This window comes from Faecalicatena orotica (assembly GCF_003149245.1).
GTDB classification, from domain to species: Bacteria; Bacillota; Clostridia; order Lachnospirales; family Lachnospiraceae; genus Faecalicatena_A; species Faecalicatena_A orotica.
Window position 1 is genome coordinate 1 of sequence record NZ_QGDL01000014.1, and the last position, 24211, is coordinate 24211.

22 protein-coding genes, 1 rRNA gene and 1 CRISPR repeat array are annotated in these 24211 nt (G+C 42.1%); of the genes, 17 read left to right on the forward strand and 6 right to left on the reverse strand.

Annotation, left to right across the window (positions count from 1 at the left end; genetic code table 11):
• The 4 genes from A8806_RS19800 to A8806_RS19815 all read left to right on the forward strand — a co-directional run.
• A 23S ribosomal RNA gene (locus A8806_RS19800) occupies positions 1 to 263 on the forward strand; the annotation flags it as partial.
• A 268-nt stretch (positions 264 to 531) separates the two neighbouring features.
• Positions 532 to 1827: a DUF2812 domain-containing protein gene (locus A8806_RS19805; protein WP_109732907.1), complete on the forward strand. Its 1296-nt coding sequence runs from the start codon at positions 532 to 534 to the stop codon at positions 1825 to 1827.
• A 32-nt stretch (positions 1828 to 1859) separates the two neighbouring features.
• Positions 1860 to 2174 (forward strand): PadR family transcriptional regulator, encoded by a 315-nt coding sequence (locus tag A8806_RS19810; RefSeq protein WP_109732908.1) that lies wholly within the window; start codon positions 1860 to 1862, stop codon positions 2172 to 2174.
• A gap of 243 nt (positions 2175 to 2417) precedes the next feature.
• Entirely contained in the window at positions 2418 to 4544 is a 2127-nt protein-coding gene (locus A8806_RS19815; protein ID WP_109732909.1) for an InlB B-repeat-containing protein, read from the forward strand.
• A 140-nt stretch (positions 4545 to 4684) separates the two neighbouring features.
• On the opposite strand, the gene A8806_RS19820 is transcribed toward A8806_RS19815, so the two are convergent.
• The 3 genes from A8806_RS19820 to A8806_RS19830 all read right to left on the reverse strand — a co-directional run bounded on the left by A8806_RS19820 (position 4685) and on the right by A8806_RS19830 (position 7358).
• A complete protein-coding gene (locus A8806_RS19820) occupies positions 4685 to 6001 on the reverse strand; it encodes an MATE family efflux transporter (protein WP_109732910.1) in 1317 nt (438 codons plus the stop codon).
• Complete coding sequence (locus A8806_RS19825; RefSeq protein WP_109732911.1) at positions 5988 to 6434, reverse strand: MarR family winged helix-turn-helix transcriptional regulator; 447 nt, start codon at positions 6432 to 6434, stop codon at positions 5988 to 5990. The genes A8806_RS19820 and A8806_RS19825 overlap by 14 nt, the downstream gene beginning before the upstream one ends.
• Positions 6435 to 6545: 111 nt before the next feature.
• Complete coding sequence (locus A8806_RS19830; protein ID WP_109732912.1) at positions 6546 to 7358, reverse strand: LytR/AlgR family response regulator transcription factor; 813 nt, start codon at positions 7356 to 7358, stop codon at positions 6546 to 6548.
• Positions 7359 to 7621: 263 nt separating this feature from the next.
• On the opposite strand from A8806_RS19830, the gene A8806_RS19835 reads away from it, so the two are divergent.
• Both A8806_RS19835 and A8806_RS19840 read left to right on the forward strand, forming a co-directional pair.
• Positions 7622 to 8503, forward strand: a complete 882-nt coding sequence (locus A8806_RS19835; protein WP_109732913.1) for an aldose 1-epimerase family protein — start codon at positions 7622 to 7624, stop codon at positions 8501 to 8503.
• A gap of 96 nt (positions 8504 to 8599) precedes the next feature.
• Positions 8600 to 9595: an SPL family radical SAM protein gene (locus A8806_RS19840; protein ID WP_109733048.1), complete on the forward strand. Its 996-nt coding sequence runs from the start codon at positions 8600 to 8602 to the stop codon at positions 9593 to 9595.
• A 16-nt stretch (positions 9596 to 9611) separates the two neighbouring features.
• Here A8806_RS19840 and A8806_RS19845 read toward each other — a convergent pair whose 3' ends face one another.
• Positions 9612 to 10418, reverse strand: a complete 807-nt coding sequence (locus tag A8806_RS19845; RefSeq protein WP_109732914.1) for an AraC family transcriptional regulator — start codon at positions 10416 to 10418, stop codon at positions 9612 to 9614.
• A 114-nt stretch (positions 10419 to 10532) separates the two neighbouring features.
• Between A8806_RS19845 and A8806_RS19850 the strand changes: the two genes are divergently transcribed.
• The 3 genes from A8806_RS19850 to A8806_RS19860 all read left to right on the forward strand — a co-directional run bounded on the left by A8806_RS19850 (position 10533) and on the right by A8806_RS19860 (position 15984).
• A complete protein-coding gene (locus A8806_RS19850) occupies positions 10533 to 12548 on the forward strand; it encodes a beta-galactosidase (RefSeq protein WP_109732915.1) in 2016 nt (671 codons plus the stop codon).
• 490 nt (positions 12549 to 13038) lie between these two features.
• A CRISPR array of direct repeats spans positions 13039 to 13599; the repeat unit is 32 nt; unit sequence GTCGTTCCCCTTGTGGGGACGTGGATTGAAAT.
• Positions 13600 to 13992: 393 nt separating this feature from the next.
• Positions 13993 to 14469, forward strand: coding sequence for a GNAT family N-acetyltransferase (locus A8806_RS19855; protein ID WP_109732916.1), 477 nt, complete (start codon positions 13993 to 13995; stop codon positions 14467 to 14469).
• Positions 14470 to 14817: 348 nt separating this feature from the next.
• Entirely contained in the window at positions 14818 to 15984 is a 1167-nt protein-coding gene (locus tag A8806_RS19860; RefSeq protein WP_109732917.1) for an SAM-dependent methyltransferase, read from the forward strand.
• A 65-nt stretch (positions 15985 to 16049) separates the two neighbouring features.
• Here the strand turns inward: A8806_RS19860 and A8806_RS19865 are convergent, their stop codons facing one another.
• Positions 16050 to 16334, reverse strand: coding sequence for a helix-turn-helix domain-containing protein (locus A8806_RS19865; RefSeq protein WP_109732918.1), 285 nt, complete (start codon positions 16332 to 16334; stop codon positions 16050 to 16052).
• Between the two features lie 222 nt (positions 16335 to 16556).
• Between A8806_RS19865 and A8806_RS19870 the strand changes: the two genes are divergently transcribed.
• Together A8806_RS19870 and A8806_RS19875 are read left to right on the forward strand one after the other, a co-directional pair.
• A complete protein-coding gene (locus tag A8806_RS19870; protein ID WP_109732919.1) occupies positions 16557 to 17384 on the forward strand; it encodes an undecaprenyl-diphosphate phosphatase in 828 nt (275 codons plus the stop codon).
• 20 nt (positions 17385 to 17404) lie between these two features.
• Complete coding sequence (locus tag A8806_RS19875; RefSeq protein ID WP_109732920.1) at positions 17405 to 17917, forward strand: P-loop NTPase family protein; 513 nt, start codon at positions 17405 to 17407, stop codon at positions 17915 to 17917.
• Between the two features lie 86 nt (positions 17918 to 18003).
• Here A8806_RS19875 and A8806_RS19880 read toward each other — a convergent pair whose 3' ends face one another.
• A complete protein-coding gene (locus tag A8806_RS19880) occupies positions 18004 to 19302 on the reverse strand; it encodes a dicarboxylate/amino acid:cation symporter (protein WP_278321133.1) in 1299 nt (432 codons plus the stop codon).
• 195 nt (positions 19303 to 19497) lie between these two features.
• On the opposite strand from A8806_RS19880, the gene A8806_RS19885 reads away from it, so the two are divergent.
• The 6 genes from A8806_RS19885 to A8806_RS19910 all read left to right on the forward strand — a co-directional run bounded on the left by A8806_RS19885 (position 19498) and on the right by A8806_RS19910 (position 24093).
• Positions 19498 to 20742 carry a sensor histidine kinase gene (locus tag A8806_RS19885; RefSeq protein WP_181368802.1) on the forward strand — a complete coding sequence of 415 codons (1245 nt, stop codon included), beginning with the start codon at positions 19498 to 19500 and terminating at the stop codon, positions 20740 to 20742.
• A gap of 35 nt (positions 20743 to 20777) precedes the next feature.
• The gene (locus tag A8806_RS19890) at positions 20778 to 21644 is read left to right on the forward strand and encodes a DNA-binding domain-containing protein (RefSeq protein ID WP_109732922.1); all 867 of its coding nucleotides are present in this window, start codon (positions 20778 to 20780) and stop codon (positions 21642 to 21644) included.
• A 178-nt stretch (positions 21645 to 21822) separates the two neighbouring features.
• Complete coding sequence (locus tag A8806_RS19895; RefSeq protein WP_109732923.1) at positions 21823 to 22485, forward strand: hypothetical protein; 663 nt, start codon at positions 21823 to 21825, stop codon at positions 22483 to 22485.
• 209 nt (positions 22486 to 22694) lie between these two features.
• Positions 22695 to 23030: a nucleotidyltransferase domain-containing protein gene (locus A8806_RS19900; RefSeq protein ID WP_109732924.1), complete on the forward strand. Its 336-nt coding sequence runs from the start codon at positions 22695 to 22697 to the stop codon at positions 23028 to 23030.
• Complete coding sequence (locus tag A8806_RS19905; protein WP_109732925.1) at positions 23023 to 23418, forward strand: HEPN domain-containing protein; 396 nt, start codon at positions 23023 to 23025, stop codon at positions 23416 to 23418. The genes A8806_RS19900 and A8806_RS19905 overlap by 8 nt, the downstream gene beginning before the upstream one ends.
• A 474-nt stretch (positions 23419 to 23892) precedes the next feature.
• The gene (locus tag A8806_RS19910; protein ID WP_109732926.1) at positions 23893 to 24093 is read left to right on the forward strand and encodes a hypothetical protein; all 201 of its coding nucleotides are present in this window, start codon (positions 23893 to 23895) and stop codon (positions 24091 to 24093) included.
• Positions 24094 to 24211: the final 118 nt, after the last annotated feature.

Below are 24211 nucleotides of genomic sequence, written 5' to 3' on the forward strand. Positions count from 1 at the left end.
GAGAGGAGCTGACCTTAGTACGAGAGGACCGGGTTGGACTGGCCGCTGGTGTATCTGTTGTTCCGCCAGGAGCATAGCAGAGTAGCCAAGCCGGGAAGGGATAAACGCTGAAGGCATCTAAGCGTGAAGCCCCCCTCAAGATGAGATATCCCATAACGTCAAGTTAGTAAGACCCCTTGAAGACGACGAGGTAGATAGGGCAGAGGTGGAAGTGCGGCAACGCATGGAGCTGACTGTTACTAATAGGTCGAGGGCATAACCAAACAGGGTGATAGGAAATGGATGGAAAGATTCTTTGTATGCGGTTTTGAAGGTATATATACAGATGGAATGAGGGAGACGGTACCAGTAGGTATCGTTTTTTTATGCATTTTTTCTCCAAATTGATAAACAATTCTGAAAACGGAGGGCAAAAGGGTCTGACCCCCTTGTACTTCATTGTCAGAATTTTGCAACTTGACATTATCGAGTATCGATATTATAATATAAATAGAAATATCGATACTCGATAATACGGGAGGAGGCGCTCTCATGAGAAATAGGAAAAGGGTTTTAAAGGGGTTTCATTACTGGGAATGTGATTCTTTTGGTGATTATTTGCACAATATGTCTGCGGAAGGATGGCATTTTGTGGAATGGAAGCTGGGATTGATTTTTGAGAGGGGAGAATCGAGGGATTACTACTATGATGTTGAGGCTTTTCCAAAAGGAAGTGAGATGGATACAAGGCCTGAACCGGACACGGAGGAATATGCGGAATATTGTGAAGCAGCAGGATGGAAGTTCATTGACAGCAAGCAGAGGTTTTGTGTGTTTCGGCGGGAACAAGAAGATGCACTGCCAATTGTAACACAAGAGGAACGTCTTCAAAATATAAAGAAAGCCGGATGGAGGAAATGGGTGTCAGATTCCATAGGCATGCTTTTTATCACAATTCTCATTTGGTTAGAGTTTTTAACAATCAATTTTGAAAGATGGATATTTTTTGACCTTATGCTCTTCTTAATACTTGCGGTTACTGTTGGAAGTATAACGAAGATTCTGGAATGTTTTGTCATGATACTGGAAGGACATAAGAAAAAGGCAGAGATTGCAGTAGGCAATATTCCCTATTATGGAGGTAAGTTTCAGGCGGCAGCACGTTTTTTTCGAAATTATATGTGGGTATTTGTAATAACAATTGCTTCTGTGATTGCATGTATTCAAAAATATTATTATTTAGCAGTGATTGTACTTGTGTTTGTTTCGATTATTTTTCTTATCACAGCCGTGATAGCTGTACGAAGGCCTTCCAGGGCTGATAACTGGATATTTCAGATAGGAGGAGTTCTTGGCCTGTTAATGGTGATAATTCCTGTTATTGTTTTTATAGCAATAACAGCAGGAGACCAACAGATAAATAATCTATCGATGCAGGAGATCCCCTTATTACAATCAGATTATAAAGAGATAACAGGAAAAATTGATCTGACAGATGAGGGACATTTTCAGGGAGTTTTAGGTTCTATGTCCTATTTTCTGGTCCGCTATGACGAGACAACAAATTCCGTAGGGGACAGCAGCGACAGCTTATGGTACTACGTTTATGAGAGCAGCCACTCATGGATTTTGAATAAAATATGGAAACAGCACTTGGATAAAACAGATGGAGCGAGGGACTGTACGCAGGAGTGGCGGGCAGAAGCTGCTGTATGCAGCGGGAGCCGGGGAAGTATCTATACTGTACTTTATCAGGAAAAGCTCCTGTATTTATATTCAAATGATCCACTTGATGAGGAACAAATCGATATAATCCGTATGAAACTGAAATTAGGAGAGATCATGTAAGTTGTATATAATAAATAGAAGGCAGGTATAATATGGCACGAGAACAATTTCAGACGTTGACAGAGCCGATGTATTATATTTTACTGGCCCTGCTGGAAGAATGCTGCGGCGTTGATATTATGGATAAAGTAGAAAAAATATCAAAAGGACGAGTGAAAGTAGGGCCGGGAACACTTTATGCTATGCTGTCGAAATTTGAGAAGAATAAAATCATAAGACTTACTGAAGAAGAGGGGCGTAGGAAATCGTATATCATAACAGAGAGCGGGATGAAAATGCTTAAGAAGGAATATGACCGCCTTAAGATAATGACCGGAGATGGAAGACGTTTAATGGAAAATATCTAAAAATCATTATTTTTTATACTTTAAATATTAAGAAGATTCTGAAAACGGAGTGCAGAAGGGTCAGACCCCTATACACTCCGTTTTCAGAATAAAATGGTTATATTAGCAAATATACAGAAAAAATTAAGAAAAACTTAAACTATACAGCTTTTTTTATTTGTAATCTCTGTTATAATATAATCAAGAAAGAGTCTGTATGGTAATGTTCGTATTCAGATATAATCTCTGAAGGAGGTGAGATTTATGAAACGGAAGTGTAGAAGTGGATTGGCGCTTGCATTGGCTTTTGTTTTGACGGGGGCGGCGTGTATGTTGCCGGTGATTCCGGTTTCTGCAGAGACAGGAGCCGGTGCTGAAAGTAAGGACGTAAAGAAAATAACTGTGAACGTTCAGACAACTGATAGTATTACATTAAAAGCAGAAGATAATTACGAATATGCCATAGAGACGGAAAAGGATAATGTGAAGACTTGGAAATGGGCGGAGGCCGGGCAGTATGACAGGACGAATAAGACTGTTATATTTAAAGGCCTTCAGGCAGAGACCCAGTATCGGTTTGGCTGCAGACTGGCAGGAAGTACCGAGGCAGTGAACCAGATTACAGTGCAGACATTAAAGAAGGCTGAGAATGTCCAGATACCGGAAAATCAGAATACACCGGCATCGAATTTACCGGACAACAGTCAGGAACAATCTGGAAGTACGCAGGATCCTGTTCAGGTACCGGAAGAAAATATACCGAATGTACAAGACCCGATTGGTTCCGCCCAGACGCCGACAGGCGGGGAGAAGATTAAGGAAGAGGATAATAAGAATCAGTCAGACGAAGTTATCAGTCAGACAGATGGTCAGCCGGAAGGTAATGTCCCTGTAAATGATAATAATACGAAGGTACCAGACAAGCTGTCATCAAACCAAACGTTACCGAAACCGTCTGCTCCGGTTGTATCAGAAGTAAAGGATGTAGAAATCACACTGAAGCTGCCGGAAGATGCAGATACAAAGTATAATTATGAGTACAGTATCGATGGTATAAAATTCCAGAAAGATCCAGTATTTAAAGGCTTGACGGAGAATACGGAATATAAGTTTTACCTTCGGATTGCGGCAGGCACCTATGATAATAATGTTTATCCTGCAAGTGAAAACAGTGATCCTACTAACATGAAGACATTGAAGGCTGCACCTGAAAAGCCTCAATATCCGCCGAAATTGGCAGAAAAAACAGATACAGGAATTACCTTGAAGGCAGCGGACGGGGAAAAAGAGCCAGAAACTCTTGAATTTGGAAGGCTGACTTCTGCGACAGATATTGCATGGAATTCAACAGGAGTGTTTGATCAGCTTACACCGGGGACAGAGTATCAATTTGTTACCAGACGTAAAGTTGATGAAAAGGAACAGATGCAGGGATTATCCAGTGATGTACTGAAGGTTACGACACTTCAAAGTGCGGCAGCGGCTCCGGCAGCTCCGGAATTACAGAAAAGGACAGATACATCCATTACCTTAAAAGCTATTGACCAGCAGCAGTATGCAATACTGATGGCAGATGGCAGTGCAGTCTGGCAGGACAGTGCAGTGTTTGACGGATTAAAGCCGAATACAGCATATTCGTTTATTACACGGATGAAATATAATCCGGATATGGATATGGAAAGCGCAGCTAGTGCAGCTGCAGCCTTTAAGACGGTTATTCGTTTCGAAGGTGCAAAGATAACCGGTATTACTCCGGGTGGTTCATATGAGGAAGGAACAACACTCACATTTACGGCGGCCGGTGTCGGTATGGAGAATGCATCTCCTCTGGCCGGTGATACGAGATGGGCGCCGAAATCCTGGAGCTGGGATGGAAAATCTTTTAAGAACTGGGACAAGGAACCGTATTCATACACTTATAAGTATACAACACCTGGTAATTACAAGTTAAGAGTTGCTTTCCAGCTTGAAGAGTGGACCACAGGCGGCTGGGTATCTATGGGCGAGACGAATACGATTACTACGGAATTTAAGGTTATTGCAAAAAAGGTGATTTATACAATTACAGCAGAAGCAGGAGCAAATGGTAAGATTGAACCAAAAGGCAGTGTAGACGTGGAAAAAGGAAAAGACTGTGAGTTCAAATTTACTCCGGATAAAGGATACCGCGTGTCAAAGGTTACCGTAGACGGCAAGGCAGTTTCTGTAAGCAATAACCGTTATACGTTCTCAAATGTACAGGGTAATCATAAGATTTATGTCACCTTTGAGAAAGACAACCGTACACCTAAGACCGGTGATACAACACAGGTGGCATTGTTTGGCGGCCTTGTTACGATTTCAGCAGTATTGATCCTTATGCTTGTGTACAGAAAGAGAAAGCACTTATAATAAAGTAAAAATGATAATGGCTAGAAAATGAAATGCGGAAAATAATTCCAGAGTCACAAAGGGCATTATATATGGCTAAAACAATTTGTCATATATGATGCCCTTTTGAGCGGATAGCATGCAGGATGTGAACTATTGGTTTAGTCTGCCCTTGCCGTGACATGTTTATATGGTTCAGGCTGCCTGTTGATAATTAGAAGGCTCAGCATCATCGCAAACAGTTGCGAGGCAGGGACGGAGAACCAGGTTCCGGAGATGCCTGCTATTTTGGGAAGAAAAAGCAGCAGTACAAATAGGAAGAATACTTCCCCATATATCAGTATATATGCCCACATATTTTTTCCGGTTGCATAGAAGTAAGCTGTCGTTATCCTCGAAATACTGACAAATAGATAACCGAGGAGAAAGACAGGCAGTATGCGGGCGGCATTTCCGGCAATCGTACCGGAAGCACCGAATAATTCCGCAACATTCCTTCCTGCAAAAAATAAGACAATAAAACTGAATAATGCTGTGAGTAACCCGAAACGATAAGCCATATTCCGGAATTGCTTTGTTTTTTGGACATTACCTTCCCCGTAGGAAAGGCTTAAGAGAGGCTGGCACCCGTCGCTGACTCCCTGTAGCAGTAATAGGACGATACAGGAAATATAGCTGACCGGTGCATAATATGTTACAGCCAGTGTCCCACCGGTTAGTGCGGCACTCTTATTGATCAGAATTAATGTAATATTAGGTGAAAAAGTAAGTCCAAACGGGGAGAGTCCAACCTTAAGTATGTTTTTTACGAATGAAACCTTGTGTCCCTGAAAATGGAACAGAGGGACCTCTTTTTTTATAAACAGGCAGATCAGACATACAAGGAAGGTAACTGCCTGACCGCAGACGGTAGCTGCTGCAGCCCCCGTCATTCCGAGAGGATATTTCCACACAAACAGATAGTCCAAAATGATATTAGTAAAAAAACCTGCAGTCATTGCAAGCATTGCAGCGATGGAACTGCCCATATTCCTTATGAATGGTACAATACCGGTGCCGAGTATCTGGAAAACTGCGCCATAGGTAATATATAGAACATATTCTTCAGCAAGCACCTGAATATCACCCGAAGCGCCGAAAAACTGTAAGATGGCCGGGGCGGCAGGCAGATATATCAGTGTCAGAATTATGGATGACAGGACAAGCATGATCAGTGACATGCCGAAATACTGTCTGCCCCGGGTATGGTCATTAGTTCCGAGGCTTATAGCATATTCAACTGCGCCGCCCATTCCAAGCCCGGTGCCGGCGGCCTGCAAAAAAGCAGTGAGAGGGTAGGCGACATTGATAGCGGCAAGAGCACTGTCCCCCAGTGCGTTTCCAACGAAAAAGCCATCTGCAATTGCGTATACCCCAGAAAGTGCAAATGCAAACATAGACGGAATAACGCAGCGGAAAAATTCTTTACGTAGGTTCATCAGTATCAGCCTCCTTGAATAATTTGTTATAAAGGGCAGTAATTTCTATCAGGGCACGGGATTTTTCCTGGCCGAGTGAGTTCCAGACAGCACACTCATGTGCCTGCAGTTCATTGACTGCAATCTGGACAAATTCATTACCCGCATCTGTCAGGAGGATATCCTTATTGCGGCGGTCCTCTTCAGAAGGCACAAGTGTGACCCAGGAACGTTCCATGAAATGCTTCAGGATGGTATTGACAGTCTGCTTGGGGAGTACCCATTCCCGGCAGATGTCTTTTTGTTTACAGATTCCTTCCGATTCGGAGAGTGAGAGTATGACCAGAAGTTCATAGTAAGACAGGCCATGCCGTTTTGCCCAGTCTTCATACAGGCTTGTCGTTTCACGCCATAGTGTGGTATATAATTTGATTTGTTCTAAAGATGTCTTCATAAGAAGCCCTCCATAAATAATAGTCTGTTTACGGACTAATATTAGCACAGAAATTTACAAGATGTCAATAGAAAAGAAAAATCCGCCGTTTGTAAAAAAATAGAGCCTTGGTCAGGCCCTATTCCGTTCACCCGTAAGTTGGATTTGTATCTCTACATATCGTTCCTTTCCGATTGGCAGCTGTGTACCATCTGTCAGTGTTGCCTTATACCGCCGTATAGACTGGATATACCTCAGGTTGGCCAGATAACTGCGGTGGATATGCAGAAACTGGGGATGTTCCATATTTTTAAGAGATGTCCGTGCAACAAATGCCCCACTTTCTGTATAAATGGTGCATAATTTATCGTTCGATTTGATATACAAAATTTCTGCAGGGAACAGAAAACGGACATTCCCATCCAGATCCTTTATCCGGATCTTTGTAAGATCACCTCCTGTCAGTTCTTCAATATGCATACGGTCGAAGAACAAAGCCTGCGGTGTATTGGCGTGAGCAGCCTCGAACGCACTGGACAGGAATGTTGCATCAGCTGCGTGGGTGGCATGAGCGTGAATCAGCTTCAGAAAATCCTTGTGCTGGTTCCATACAAAGGTAAAGTGCATTTTAACGGCCAGAAGAGAACTGTCAGGCATTGATGCGGAAGCAGTGAATCTGCCATAGGTGATCCAGGTCTGACGTTCATGGATCAGCATGCTGTATTCCTCATGTGAAATTTCAATGGCCGAGAGGGCACATTCTGATTCCACCTGCTTTAAAAATTCCTGGATTCCTTTCGTATACTGTACATTGTAATCCCCGATCCAGACAAAGTTCTCATCTAAAAGGTCGATAAATTCCGGTATCCGGCGGCCTACGAGTGCGTACGACAGTTCACGTGACTTATCGAGTACTTCCTGCTCTGTAAAATGATGATATTTCATAGCGGTTTCCTCCCTTTTGATTATAATATAGTTTATATTATACAGTATTTTCAGGTAATATGTAAATATATGTCAAAAATTTCAGTTAGTTTGTATGGATAAATGTCGGCTTTAAAGAAATATAAAGTGAAATGTTTAAATCCCGTTTAGGCGAAAGAACCAAATTAATTATTTGCAAACTGTGTGAAGAATGTTAAACTGTTTTTTTTACAAGAGAGGTGCTAATATAACAGTAAATAAAAGTATAAGGTAGGGATCAGATAATGGAATTTATTTTAGAAAATGAAGAGTTAACCGTTAAGATTCAGTCATTGGGTGGAGCGCTTTCGTCTATAAAGACGAAGGATGGACTGGAATACCTGTGGCAGGGGGACAGAAACTATTGGAGTGGGCAGGCGCCTGTCTTATTCCCGATATGTGGGAGTTTAAGGAATGATTCTGCAAGGATAGGTAAGAATCAGATAACAAAGATGCCAAGACATGGGATTGTCAGAAAGAGAGAATTTATCTGTGAGAAGAAGGAAAAAGACAGTGTTTTGTTCAGCATTGAAAGCGATGAAGAAATGCTGCAGCAGTATCCCTATCATTTTAAGCTTGGAATCCGATATACATTGTTGAAAAACAGAGTGATAACAGAATATTGTGTGGAAAATAGAGGGTCCGAAGTCATGCCGTTCTTTATCGGCGGACATCCGGGATTTAACTGCCCTCTCTGTCCGGGGGAAAACTATGATGATTACCGTCTTGTTTTTTCAGAGAAGGAGACGTGCAGTGTGCCGTATCCTGTAACGGAGACAGGTCTGATTGATATGGGGCGCAGGGCCGGTTTCCTGAATCACCAGCAGGAACTGCAGTTAAACCATGATCTGTTTTCACGGGATGCAGTGATTCTGGATGAACTGAAGTCCAGAAATGTAAAGCTTTGCTCAAAAAAGCATGAAAAAGGGGTGGAGCTGGCATTTGCTGATTTTCCATATCTCGTATTATGGTCCACGGCAAATAAGGGGCCGTTCGTGGCACTGGAACCCTGGACAGGACTCTCTACCTGCAGTGATGAAGGTGACGTGTTTGAAGAAAAAAGAAACGTTCAGTTGGTTGAGGCGGGCAAATGTAAGGCGTATAAGTTTGATATCAAAATTTTCTGAAGTCCATCTGTAAATTTCATGGAAAAGGTACATAATAAAGAAAAAAGTGAAGGATGAAAATTACGTTTCCTTCACCGGAAAGGTATGGACCTGAATATGAAGTTTGACGCAGTTTATTTTGAACCCGGCAGTTTAACATATCCTCTGGGGAAACAATTGAAGGAACAATTTGCAGCTCTGCCGTGGATTCCGATAGAGAGCCATAATTCCATAAAAGAAATGCAGGAGAAACCGAATTCTGAGTTTGGGCGTATGAAGCGGAATCTGATTATCGGAACCCGGAAAACGCATAAATATGTGGAGAACCATAAGGTGTCGGATTATCTGGTACCTTATACCTCCTCCGGCTGCACCGCCATGTGCCTGTACTGCTATTTAGTTTGCAATTATAACAAATGTGCGTATCTGCGTCTGTTCGTTAACAGGGAACAGATGATGGACCGCCTGGTCAGGCAGGGGAAAAAGAGTGAAAGAGAACTGACATTTGAAATTGGCAGTAACAGCGACCTTGTTTTGGAAAATACAATTACAAATAACCTGTTGTATACAATACCAAGATTTGCGGAAGAAGGGACCGGGAAGATTACGTTTCCGACAAAATTCCATATGGTAGAGCCGCTGCTTGGCCTTTCACACAGGGGGAAGGTAATCTTCCGCATGAGTGTAAATCCGCAGCCAGTTATCGAACGGATTGAGCTGGGTACTTCGAATCTGAAGCAACGGATAGATGCCGTAAACGAGATGTGTGAGGCAGGCTATCCCTGCGGACTACTGATTGCGCCGGTTATATTGATGGATGGCTGGAGGACGATGTATACAGGACTACTTGAAGAACTAAAAAGCGGACTTAGCAGTAAAGTAAAGAAACAAATGTTTCTGGAAATTATTCTGATGACTTACTCATATGTCCACCGTGCCATCAATGGTGATGCATTTCCCGGAGCGGTCGATTTATATGATAAAGAATTGATGACCGGCCGGGGAAGAGGGCGCTATTGTTACAGAAATGAGGCAAGAGAGGAGGCGGAGCTTTTTCTCAGATCTGAAATCAGGCGGATACTGGGGGATGTACAGATCCTTTATATAAGTTAGCTAAGGACATTCTGTATCAGTTCAGTTTCCGGAATCCAAGAGGCGTCATTCCCGCCATTTTCCGGAAGATGGAGATGAAGTGACTCGAATCGGTAAAACCTACATTTTGTGCAATATCCTGAACTTCCATGCGCGGGTTTGTGAGAAGGAGTTCTTTCGCTTTGTTGATCCTGTAAATGGTAAGGTATTCATAAGTAGAACATCCAAGAAATCGTTGGAACAGCCGGGACAGATACTGCGGGGTGACGTAAACCCTGCGGCTGAGCTCCTGCACGGTGAGTTCAGTGGGATAGTTTGTTTCAATATCCTGTATTGCAGGGGCGACATACCTTTGATATAGAGGGTCGTCCATTAAGCTGCGGGTATAGACGCCGTCTGCAAAATACATCAGCAGGCGGTAACAGTCCGATGACAGGGCTATGACATCCAGCGGCGGATTTTCATATTTTTTTACAACATCAGAGATCAGGGCCTCAATCTGTGCGCCCTGTTCTTTTTCTATGAAGATATATTGCCTGTTTCCAAGCAGTCTGGAGATGCTGCTCTCAATTGTACCCGTAAAAGTAGCAAATAAAGTATGCCATTCATTCGTTTCTTTTGCATAGGAATGGCGGATAAAAGGCGCAATTAAGACACCTTCTCCTTCATGAAGAAAAAACTTTTTGCCCTGGATGAAGATTCTCCCGGTGCCTTTTTCGGACTGGAGGTAATGGTAAAGGGGGTATCCTTTTGGACGGGAGGTACTTTCCTGCACCCAGTGGCTGCCTACCGAGTCAAAAGTAAATGGTTCCGTGACCGGGATGTTTCTAAAATAGATTGCCATGATTATCTCCTGTTTCGATATCTTATATTATTTAGCTTAACATATTACACAATACTTTGTCTATCCATAATATAATCGCATTAGATTGATAAGATTTATAAGGAGATGGATGGTATGGAGAACAAGTTTAAAAGAATTTTATATGGCGGGGACTACAATCCGAATCAATGGCCAAAAGATGTTTGGGATGAGGATATGAGGATATTTAAAGATGCACGCATTAACAGTGCAACAATTAATGTATTTTCCTGGGCCAGGATTCAGCCGGCAGAAGAAGTTTATGATTTTCAGGAACTGGATGAAATTGTTGAAATGCTGGGCAGGGAGAACTATGATATTGTGCTTGCGACGTCGACGGCGGCTCTGCCGGCCTGGATGGTAAAGCGGTATCCAGAAGTAGCAAGGACGGACTATGAAGGCCGTCACCATAAGTTTGGCCAGCGGCATAATGCGTGTCCGAATTCACCTGTTTACCAAAAATATGCAAAAGCACTTGCAGCAGAGCTGGCAAAACGCTACGGAAGCAATAAGCATATTGCATGCTGGCATATTAACAATGAGTACGGCGGGGAGTGCTACTGCGAAAAATGCGAAAAAGCGTTCCGTGTCTGGCTGAGGAAAAAGTATCAGACGCTGGAAGCGCTGAATAAAGCGTGGAATCTCGAATTCTGGGGGCATACCATATATGACTGGGATGAAGTTGTACTGCCGAATGCACTGAGTGAAGGTCTGGAGAATGATAAGACAGCATTTGCCGGTATTTCGATTGATTACCGCAGATTCAATTCTGACAGCCTTCTTGGCAATTATGTTATGGAGCGCGATGCAGTCCGTGAGTATGACAAAGAGACACCGATTACGACAAACCTGATGGGAACATTTAAGGGGCTCGATTATTTTAAATGGGCAAAAGAGATGGATATTGTATCCTGGGATAATTATCCGAGTTATGATACACCGTGGAGCCAGACGGCGATGCGCCACGATTTAATGCGTGGATTAAAAGACCAGCCATTTATGCTGATGGAACAGACACCCAGCCAGCAGAACTGGCAGCCGTATAATTCACTGAAAAAACCGGGGCAGATGCGTGCCCAGAGCTATCAGACGATAGCGCATGGTGCCGATACAATTCAATTTTTCCAGCTCCGCCGTAGTGTGGGAGGCTGTGAAAAATTCCACGGTGCAGTGATCGCACATGTAGGAAATGAAGATACAAGGGTATTCCGGGAAGTGAAACAGCTTGGAGCGGAACTGGAAAAACTGGCGGACACAACGCTTGGAGCGGTCAATGAGGCAGAGGTCGGGATCATTTTTGACTGGGATAATTACTGGGCTCTTGAATATACAAGCGGTCCTACGGTGGATCTTAAGTATGTCGAACAGATTCATCAATATTACAAGTATTTCTATGAACATAATATCGCGGTAAATATGATTCCTTATGACGCAGATTTCAGTAAATACAAAGTAGTGGTGGCGCCTGTACTCTATATGGTGAAAGAAGGGATGCAGGAAGCTCTGGAAGCTTTTGTGGAAAAAGGCGGGATACTTGTTACGACATACATGAGTGGTATTGTGGACCAGTCTGACAATGTTCATCTGGGTGGCTATCCGGGACCTCTGGGCAGGATGGCAGGCATCTGGGTTGAGGAAATTGACGCTTTGGCGCCGGAGCAGACAAATTCAGTGGTCTTCAATGATGGAGAGGAGGCTGCAGGCAGGCTGGTCTGCGATATCATCCATTTGAGGGGCGCAGAATCTGTCGGAAATTACGGATCTGATTTTTATGCAGGAAGCCCGGCTGTTACAAGAAATCAGTATGGAAATGGAATCGTATATTACATAGGAACCAATATGAATGAAGATGGCCTTGGAAAAGTGATGGAGATGGCAGCAGGTGATGCAAAGGTGAAGCCTGCTGTTGAAATCGAAACCGGACTGGAAATCACATGCAGGAAGAAGGGTGGACATAAGTATTACTTTGTAATCAACTTCAAAGATGATGAAATAGAAATGCCCGATTGTTTTGCAGGATGCAAAGACATGCTGTCAGGGGAAACAATTCGCGGGGGTGAGATACTTTCCAAATATGATGTGAAAATGATTTGCGTTGAGGAAAGGGTATAAGGAATAACAGAATATATATTTAACAGTCGAGGGGATACAGCTATGGGCTTAGCATAGGGTCGATGCTCCTTGATGAACATGAGCCGCTGGTACATAGTACCCTTGCCACAGGTGGCTTTTAATGAACTGATGCGGTTACTGTCACACCAGAAGGATGTGCACAGTAACCGGGAAGACAGGTTTACGAGTGGATATTGTAATTTAAGGTTGTATTGGAGATGGAAAAGGGATAAAATTTAAGGAGAAGGTAGATTTTTCTATAGAGGAATTGTGGATTGTAATTAGGAGAATTGCAGTTGACCAGATATTAATTATGTGGTGCGAACCAGAAGTGAACATAAAAACACTGGGGGATTCGCACCAGAAAAAATGCACAAATTGAGTGTGCCTGTAAATAAAATGAAGAGAAAATGAGCGTAAAGTAGATAAGTTAATCAGATGTTTAGGTGAAAATGACTAAATATTTGGAGAAGAAATTGTCTATTTTGCAGTCGTTCCCCTTGTGGGGACGTGGATTGAAATCTTATATTATATCCTATCATAATCATTCGCTCCTGTCGTTCCCCTTGTGGGGACGTGGATTGAAATCGATATCAGCTCATTAATGAATGACGGGATCAGAGTCGTTCCCCTTGTGGGGACGTGGATTGAAATGTTAATATCTTTTCCGGCATGCCCCATGATTTTAGTCGTTCCCCTTGTGGGGACGTGGATTGAAATTTTCGGACCGCCAGACAGATGTCTTGATCTTCTGGTCGTTCCCCTTGTGGGGACGTGGATTGAAATGGAGTTGAGGGATCATATGATTATACAGGTTAAGTCGTTCCCCTTGTGGGGACGTGGATTGAAATTTCCCCTTTGCGTACAAACCTATACAAAGATTCCGTCGTTCCCCTTGTGGGGACGTGGATTGAAATACATCACCAACTGCATTGTACCGGAACCGTACACCGTCGTTCCCCTTGTGGGGACGTGGATTGAAATTATGTATGTACTTAATAATATCATCAACAAGTACAGTCGTTCCCCTCGTGGGGACGTGGATCGAATTTAGATGGAGGTGCCTTATGAACCGTTTATTTCTCAGCTTAACAATAGTTTCACTGTTAGTTTTAATGATTTCTGGTATTGCTTTTTTAATAACGGGGATATATCATCCAATTGCCGGATTGAGTCTGATTTTGTATATGGTGTCTCTTGCCGCGTACCAAAAGACTAGAGCGCGTTAGATAATTCATTGTACACGTCTGACCGCCCCACTTCACGCCCTATTTGAGCCAAATTTTATCAACGTAGAACCACTACGCCTCAAAAATTCGGCTCAAATATCTCGCGAATTGGGACAATCAGCCGTATACATGATTTATCAAACACGCTCGAGAAGATAAGCAAGATTCTCCAGTATTGTGGCCTGTAGTTAATAACATGAAAATGTGGAGGAATAATGAACTATAAAATAAGGGAAATGAGAAAAGATGAGTATCAATATCTTGATGATTTTCTATACGAAGCAATTTTCCAGAGAGAGGGAGATGATCCTGTCCCCAGAGAAATAATTCTTAATCCGAAATTACAGGTCTATATTAAAGATTTTGGCATGCTGCCAGATGATTACTGCCTGTGTACTGAAATTGATAACAGGTTAGTCGGTGCTGTGTGGGTAAGGAACATTGCCGGGTATGGCAGTGTCGATGATGGGACGCCTGAATTTGCCATTTCTCTATATAAAGAATATCGTGGATACGGTATCGGGAGTGAGTTAATGCATAAAATGCTACAGCTATTGAGGAGTAAATGTTATAGAAAAGTTTCTCTCGCGGTGCAGAAGGACAATTATGCTTTGAGTATGTATAAGAAAGCCGGTTTTCAGATCATTGATGAAAATGCGGAGGAATTTATAATGGAATATATTTTTATGTGAGATAAAGATGAAACGGCTGAATTACATCAGTCGTTTTATTTTTTAAAAGAACAAAGTAAATCCTTTACTCTATACTACAAAGATATAAACAGTGGACGTTGTGTTTTCTTAAGTATGAAGATTCATATAGATATAGATGAACGCTACACATGGTTAATTATAAAAAGAAGATAAGTAGAAAAATACAAAGTATATGATAAAGGAGGTTAGATGGCGAGATGCTGATAAGTAGATTTCTAACCGTGATGATCTGCACAACGTTCAAATAAGGTTTGATCCCTTTTTATGCTTCCATGTGCATCATCCTCCCATAAAATGGCAATACTCCTTTTGAAAGGAGGCAGAACAATGCTGGAAGAAAACGTGTTAGTATCATTTTTGAGGAAATTTGACGAGCAGCCGTTTCTCGTGAAAATGAATGGCAAAGAATACTTAATCGGGGAGGGGAAACCCACCTTTACGGTGAAGATCCATAAGATGATCCCCATCAAAGACTTGGTGACAAGTACGTCCCTCGCATTGGGGGAAGCCTATATGGACGGAAATCTGGAGATCGAGGGAAACCTTTATGAGGCGCTGAATCATTTCTTAGGGCAGATGGATAAATTCTCTACGGACCAGAAAGCGCTGAAGAAGCTGATTTTCTCTTCTCCGGCAAAGAAGAATCAGGAGAAGGAAGTGCGCAGCCATTATGATATAGGAGATGATTTTTACAAGTTATGGCTGGACGAAACATTGAGTTATTCCTGCGGATATTTCCGGCGGGAAGACGATACGCTTTATCAGGCTCAGGTCAATAAAGTGGATCATATTCTGGAGAAACTGTATTTAAAGGAAGGAATGAACCTGCTGGATATCGGATGCGGATGGGGATTTCTTCTGATTGAAGCGGCTAAGAAGTATCAGGTGCATGGCACTGGGATCACATTAAGTGAAGAGCAGTACAGAGAATTTAGGCACCGCATTCAGGAGGAAGGACTGGAAGACCTGTTGTCGGTAGAGTTGATGGATTACCGTGATCTGCCGAAGACAGGAAAAAAGTTTGACCGGGTTGTGAGCGTGGGGATGGTAGAACATGTTGGACGTGACAATCACCAGCTGTTTCTGGACTGTGTAAATCAGGTTATGGAACCGGGCGGGCTGTTCCTCCTGCATTTTATCAGTGCGTTAAAAGAACACCCGGGTGACCCTTGGATTAAAAAATATATTTTTCCCGGCGGCATGATACCGAGTCTGCGGGAAATGCTCTCTGATATGGCGGAGGATAATTTTCATACTCTCGATATAGAAAATCTGAGACTTCACTATAATAAGACACTGCTCTGTTGGGAAGAAAATTATAAGAAACATATCCCGGAGGTCCGGAAAATGTTTGATGACAGGTTTGCAAGGATGTGGGATTTATATTTATCTTCATGTGCGGCGACATTCAGAAATGGAGTGATTGACCTGCATCAGATATTGGTGACGAAAGGGATTAATAACCAGCTGCCTGCAGTCAGATGGTATTCATAAGGAAAATATGTGCATCACTAAAGTCGTTACAGTGCATAACCGATAAGGAACGTACTGTAACGACATTATTTCTTTTTCATAGCTTTTATTAAATTTCTCAATGCAATGATTTCTTCACTGGATAGTCCGGATAAATCAACTTCCTGTCTGTTTTCAACACCAAGGAGATAATCTGTAGATACCTTAAAAATCTTCGCTATGTGAATTAAGACATCATACGATGGAAAACGAAGTCCGGTCTCATAGGCACTGATGACAGACTTTGTCATTTCCAGCTTTTGTGCCAGCTGTGCCTGTGTTAATTTATCTCGCAATCTTAGATTTCTTAAATTTTCTCCAAATTCTACCATAACAACTCTCCTTACACTATAAGTGTACTATATTATGTGCATTTAATTGGTTGATTAAAACTTTATTTAGTTGATAAAAGCATCAATATGCATATAATTGAGATGCAGAAAAATGGAGGAGAAAAAGAATATTTTGAAGGTTTCATGACTGAAAGGGACTCCCTGTTGCATTTTCCTGAAAACTAGATTACAATAGACCGATGTGGAAAGGAGAAGTTAAACATGGACTTTATTGAAATTTTGAAGGCGGTCATTCTTGGGATAATCCAGGGGATTACTGAATGGCTTCCTATCAGCAGTACAGGGCATTTGATTCTATTTGACAACATATGGCCCATGACCTCGACACCGGAGTTTTTTGAAGTATTCAAGGTCGTCATCCAGTTCGGCTCTATTCTGGCGGTTCTGGTGTTATTTTTTCATAAGCTCAATCCGTTTTCAGCACATAAGAGCAGGCGGGAAAAGAAAGAAACTTTTGACCTGTGGAAGAAAGTAGCCGTTGGCTGTGTACCGATCATTATTGTCGGGATGCCACTAGACATGGTTCTGGAGGATTATTTGTCCAGTGTCTATATAATCGCTGCGACCCTGATTATATACGGTATCGCATTTATTGTGATCGAGAATATGAAGAGACGTCCTTCTATGCGGTCTCTGGGGGAACTGACATTTAAGACGGCCTTTTTTATAGGGTGTTTTCAGGTACTGGCGGCTATTCCCGGGACCTCCCGCAGTGGTGCAACGATACTCGGTGCGGTACTGCTTGGATGTTCACGCTATGTGGCCAGTGAGTTTTCCTTCTTCCTTGCAATACCTGTTATGGCAGGTGCAAGCGGGCTGAAGCTGATCAAATATTTCCTGAAGGTGGGGATGTTCAGTGGTACAGAGTGGGTGCTCTTAATTATAGGCACAGTAGTTTCCTTCGTAGTATCTGTATTTGCAATCCGAATGCTTCTGAGCTATATCCGCAAGCATGACTTTAAGATATTTGGTGTTTACAGAATATTACTTGGTATCATTATCATCATTTATTTTGGATTTATCGGTTAATACTGACGGAGGAAATCGAAATGAAGACGGCGGTTATAGGATACAGCGGATGTGGAAAGTCCACACTGGCACGATTTCTTGGAGAGAAGCACCACACAGAGGTTCTGCATCTGGACTGCGTACACTGGCTTCCTGAATGGCAGGAGAGAAGGCATGAAGAGGAGGCAAACATTGTCTGCCAATTTATGAACCGGAATAGCTCATGGATTATTGAGGGAAATTATACCGGTCTGTTGTACGACAGAAGACTGGAAGAAGCAGACAGGATTATCATGATGTGTTTTAACCGTTTTGCCTGCCTGTTCCGTGTAATGAAAAGATTATACAGATACCGTGGGAAAACAAGGGAATCTATGACGCCCGGCTGTCCGGAAAAGCTGGATCTGGAGTTTCTGATCTGGATATTAGGTAAAGGCCGCGATCGGAGGCAAAGGAACAATTACAGACAAGTCAGGGAGAAGTACAGAGATAAAACGATTGTTATCAGGAATCAGAGACAGCTCACGGCATATATGCGGCGAGAGACAATTTAGAACTAAAAGATACCCGGACAGTAGATTGAAAATTGTCCGGGTATCTTTTTTGTTTCTTTTTTCAAAGGGGTCTGACCCCTTTGGATTTATTCAGCAGGAACTTCGGCGATTGGGACTTCCGGGAATTCCATTCCGTGTACCGTACCGCCCGCAGCGGCCTTGGCGGCTTTCCGTGCTGCTTTGCGGTCTTCTGCCTTTGAGATACAGATGGCACAGTTTGCGTCACCGGTAATGTTGACAACGGTACGTCCCATATCAAGGATACGGTCAATTCCGGCAATCAGTGCGATTCCTTCCAACGGAAGGCCGGCACTCTGAAGTACCATAGAGAGCATGATAACTCCGGAGCCGGGAACACCTGCTGTACCTACAGAGGCCAGTGTGGCTGTGAGCACAACCATGATCTGCTGTGTCAGTGTCAGGTGGATGCCGAATACATTTGCGATGAAGATTGCACATACGCCCTGATAGATGGAGGTTCCGTTCATGTTAATCGTAGCGCCTAAAGGAAGTACGAAGCTGGTAATCTCTTTTTTGGCTCCCAGTTTCTGGCTGCATTCGATGTTCAGCGGCAGTGCGCCCACTGAACTGGATGAGGAGAATGCCATAGTCATAGCGGGCAGCATTCCTTTGAAAAATGCCAGTGGTGACATTCTGGCCATTGTCTTTGTTGTGAAAGAGAATACAACAGCCATATGGAAAATATACGCAAGGTAGATAACGATAATTAGTTTTAATAATGGAAGCAGGACGGATGGGCCGTTTTCTGCAACTACAGGAAGCAAAAGGGCAAATACACCAACCGGAGATAGTTTGATGATGATCCCCATAATCTGAAGACAGACATCTGTCATGCTGTCGATCAGCCGTCCCAGAGGTTCTCCTTTTTCCCCGGCGAGAATGATTCCAAATCCGAAGAAGAGCGCCAGTACGATTACTTGAAGCATGGTAGCTGAAACAAGTGGTTCTACTGCGTTTGAGGGGAATATATTGAGCAGGGTATCCATAAAGCTCGGTGTTTCAACGCTCTCAAATGTGAGTGCTTCTGTTGCAAGGTTGAAGCCTGTTCCAACCTTGCTCACATTGGCGAAAACCATACCAAGTGTAACTGCAACTGCCGTGGTCACCAGATAGAAGGATACACTTTTAAGTCCGACAGAACCGACTTTTTTTATATCCTTCATGGAAATAACTCCGCTGATAATGGAACATAATACAACAGGGACAACAATCATTTTAATCAGATTCAGAAACAGTGTACCAAATGGTTTGATATACTCGACTGCGAACTCGGGATTCTTCTGGAATGGGATTCCTCCCAGAATACCGAGTACCATACCCAGCATAATCAGGAATGGCAGTGACACTTTAAATTTCTTTTTCATATTAGAATCTCCTTTCAATTGCAAATCTCTTTTTAATCCGTTCGTCTCTCTACGTTATATATTAGTAATAACCTACAAAAAACTACAAAAATATTTCTGGAAAATATAAAATTGCACAATGCGATAATAATTTAACACTTGCGGCAGCACGGCCACGTCTGTATACTTAAAGGTAGACCAATGGGAGGTGGAGGCATGACTTCAATACCGGGGATTTTAAAAAATAAGCGGATCAGGGCAGTTTGCTATGGAATTCTGCTGGGACTTGTCTGTCAGATTTACATTGCGCCATTTGCCTATTCGAGTTATGTTGTCTCTCTGGGGACGCCGGTTTTAACGGCACTGCTTTTATTTTATCCATCCATTTGCGTGATACCGCTGACATTTTCCATGACAGTGACGGCGTGCCTGCTGCGGGGTGTAATCGGTGCAGCAACCGGAAAAACTACATTTTCAGATATGTTTATCCCGGCTGTTTTTTATTATGGTGTGTACAGCCTGATCCTGTGTATTTGTGTCAGGCTTTTCAGGGAGCGTGGGAAGTCGAAGCTTATGGCAGGAATGATTTTCTGCGATTTTGCCGCGAATGCAGTGCAGCTCGTGCTTATGGGACATGTTGACGGTGCGGCGGTTGTAGATTCTGCGCTTGTAGCAGTGATACGCGGTGTGCTTGTCTGGATGCTGTACTGGATGTATGAATGGGAACACCTGTATCTGAGGAAAAAAGAACATCAGAGCCATTATGCACAGTTGAACCAGATCGTGACAGATATCTATGCAGAATCCTTTTACCTGAGGAAATCGATGGAAGATTTGAATGAACTGACCAGAAAGAGCCACCAGCTTTATGAGAATCTGGAGGTGGAAGGGCAGGATGGACAGCCGGCGCTTGATATTGCAAGAGAGGCGCACGAGATCCGTAAGGATTACCAGAGGATTGTGGAAGGAATCTCATCACTTGTACACGAGCATGAAGAGAAAAGCATGAAGCTTTCTTATATTTTGCGGATAATTGAAGACAATACGAAACGTCAGATAAATGAGCGGGGCAGGATGTTGTCATTTAAGCTGAGGAATCAGTCTGAGATGCAGATACAACATTATTATGATATATTTACGATTTTAAATAATCTGCTTGTAAACAGTATGGATGCCTGCGAAGAGAACGGACATATCAGCCTTACTGTTCAGGAACAGGACCAGATGTTGAAACTGGAGGTCGCAGATGACGGATGCGGGATGGATGAGGATACGAAAGAATATATCTGGGGAGCCGGGTTTTCTACGAAATATGATAAAGAAACAGGGCAGATGTCCACAGGGATCGGATTGTGCCATGTGGCAAATGTAATCAGGCATCTGGATGGATCGGTAGAAGTAGAGAGTGCGCCGGGAAAGGGCACAAAATTCACGGTGCTGCTTCCACTTAAGGAATTGTAATGGTAAATATGGGGCATAAGACGGAGGGGTAGAAGATGAAACCTTCTATATTTATAGTAGATGATGACAAAAATATACAGAAAATGCTGGAACTTTTTATCCGCAGGGAGGATCTGGGAAGAATTACCGGGATTCAGGACTCTGGGGAGGATGCGGCGGAAGAAATCCTGTTTGCACAGCCGGACATCGTACTTCTGGACCTGCTTCTCCCGGGAAAGGATGGGATCCACGTTCTGGAGGAAATCATTCAGGGCGGTTTCAAAGGAAAAGTAATCATGATCTCACAGGTTGATGACCCCGTGATGATGGAAAAAGCCTACGAGAGAGGGATTATGTTCTATATTAACAAACCGCTCAATGCCATCGAGGTCATCAGTGTAATCTCGAATGTGGCTAAACTGGTAAACCTCCAGAAATCTATGGATACGATTCAAGGTGCACTTATGGGCATTCAGTCCGCACCGTCGGTTAGTAGAAATGTGCTGAATGAAAGATATCAAAAGATATGCTCTGATATCGGAATCTGGGGGATGAAAGGGATTGATGAACTGAAAAAGATTATTTTCACCATACTGGAATACCAGAAGGTGGAAAAGTCTTACCAGATGAAGGAAATATATGAAAAAGTAGCTGGTGAACTATATGGAACAGACCAGCTTGCTTCCAATAAGAAAGCACTGGAACAGAGAATCAGGAGAATCATGCTGAAGGCTCTGGACAATATTGCACAGATGGGGGCAGAGGACTATTATGACCCTGTGTTTGCAGATTATGCGAACCTGCTGTTTGATTTCGGGCAGGTAAGGGCAGGGATGAGGCACTTAAAAGACTCCTCTTCAGAGCCGGGGCGGATCAGTTCCAAGAAATTTATCGAAGGGATTCTTCTCAGAATGACGGCCTAGATGGAAAATGCTGGGCTTCAGCAGCAGAAATAGTTATGTGTTGAAGTATAAATACAAGATATAAAAGAATATGAAGACGGCTGACAGACTTTTATCTTTTTCAACAAAGGGATAATGCTATAATCTTCCGGACAAGGACCAGACGGCCCTGACAAGCTTAATTTAGGAGGAAGATTATATGTATAGGAAGAAACGGATCATAGCGGTACTGCTTGCAGCATTTATGCTCGCTCTGTTAGTTGGATGTGTCGGGAAATTCGATGCAGGCGGATACACGAAGTCACTTTTGGATGTTACTTATAAGAACGACGCACAGCAGTATATCGAGCTGACAGGCTCCACAAAGGATGCGGCGGACAAGATATTTGAAAAAAATCTGGATGCCACGATGGAGGAATTTGAAAACCTGAATCTGCCGGACGAGCTGGAAAACAAATACCGTCAGCTGTTCGGGGATTTGATCAGAAATGTAAAATATACAGTGAGCGAGGCCAAGGAAGATGACAATGGGAACTTTACAGTCGATGTGTCGATTGAGCCGCTGACTATTTTTGACGATACATATACAGACTTTCAGAATCAGGCAAAGGAATATGCAACCCAGGTCAGCAATGATGTAATGAACGGGGCCACCATGCCTTCTGACGAAGAGATGCAGAATCATATCTACGAGTTATATTATGAAATTCTGAATCAGGATCTGGAGAAAGGGCTCCAGTATGGGGAGACTGAGGTCATAACCGTGCATGTGAACCGGGGGGAAGGGGACATCTATGAGATTCCGCAGGAGGATATGACGGCGCTGGATGAAGCGATGCTGTCACAGACAGTGCTGCAGTAGTGGATAAAAAGAATGACCATAGCATAAAAAATTAAAAAATGCATTTAATTAAGTCTGCTGCCAGTTAAGGAATGTAATTGGCAGCATTTTTTCATTCTAATACTATAAAAAAAGTATCATGAATGGGTGATGATTTGAATAACCAGAGCATAAATGTTATAATCTTATTGTGAATTAGAAACATCAACTATTGGGAAAGGAGCAGGCTAATGCAGAAAAACACGCATGATATTTTACTTGAGTTTACACGTGGGATAAAGTCTATACTTGGAAACAGGCTGACTAAAGCGATTTTATATGGCTCATACGCGCGTGGAGACTTTAGGGAAAATTCAGATATTGATATCATGGTTTTGACTACTCTTACGGATGAAGAAATTGAAAAGGTAGAAACTCGTGTATTTGATTTGGCATTTGATTTTCAGATGGACTATGGGATAGATATTAGCGTAGTTATTAAGAATGAAGATCATTTCAATTATTGGCTCGGGGCGGTACCATTTTATAATAATGTGCAGAAGGAAGGAGTAGTTTTAGATGAATAGCAGGCAGATGGAGTTAAGTAAATATCGCCTTAAAGAATCAGAAGACAGTTTAAAGGTTGCGGGGCATTGCTTGAAAGAAGGACTTTTTAAAGATTCTATTAACCGCTCTTATTATGCTACTTTTTATTCTATAAAGGCGGTACTGGCAATAGGGACTATTGACTTTAAACGTCACAAAGATGTAATAGCATATTTTAATAAAAATTATATTGCAACAGAAATTTTTCCACGAGAACTAGGCAGACGCTTAGGAACATTAAAACAGCTACGTGAGAAAAGTGACTATGATGATTTCTATATAGCTTCCAAAGAAAAAGCAGAGGAACAATATCAAACAGCAGAAATGGTACATAATTACGTGAAAAATTATCTGTTAGAAAAACAATAAGTTATTTAGAGGCTGTTGAACATTTGGACTTATAAGTATGGCCTAATTTCGTCTGGCTTCAGTTCTAAATTTCCTAAAAATAATTTTATAGAAAAGAGAGATTACCCATCTAATTACAAAATTTTTGTTTTATGGACAGCATTTGTTCATTAATTAGTAATAAGAGAAAATAGGAGAGGTTAATAAACTGGGTTAAACAAGTTATTTTAAGATAATAAATGCGACAATCTACGAGTTTTATTATTGTTAGTAATGGAAAGATAAATAAAGAAAAATATGTATGATAATTTGATTCTGTCATTTTATATAGATATAAAGAACAAAATTATAAAAATATCTATATAGAACAGAAGAGATAACTCATCTTTTGATGAACTATATGAATTTTAGTAAAGAAATACACGATTAAGTGATTTATGTATTTTGGGTGAGATGATATTATCAAGAAATATTTAAACTACGGGAGGGATAGATATGGATATATTTAAGTCAATATTGGGTTTAAACAATATTCAGGTTAGTCTATTTAACATGAATTATGATTCATTATTAAGTGCGTCGGAAGCACTTTGTATACCTTATTCTACAATTTCGCATATGCTTGACCAGAATAGTAAGGCAATGGAGATTAAAATTATAAAATACATGGTCAGGTATATAAATCATATTGAGTAATTCCCTTAGGATTGAAAATGCTATCTCATTTTAGGAGTGATTCCTAGTTGACTATATCCTTGACTACATAGGAATTTTTCGGAAAATGAAAAATGCCGGACTCCTTGAAAATTCAAGG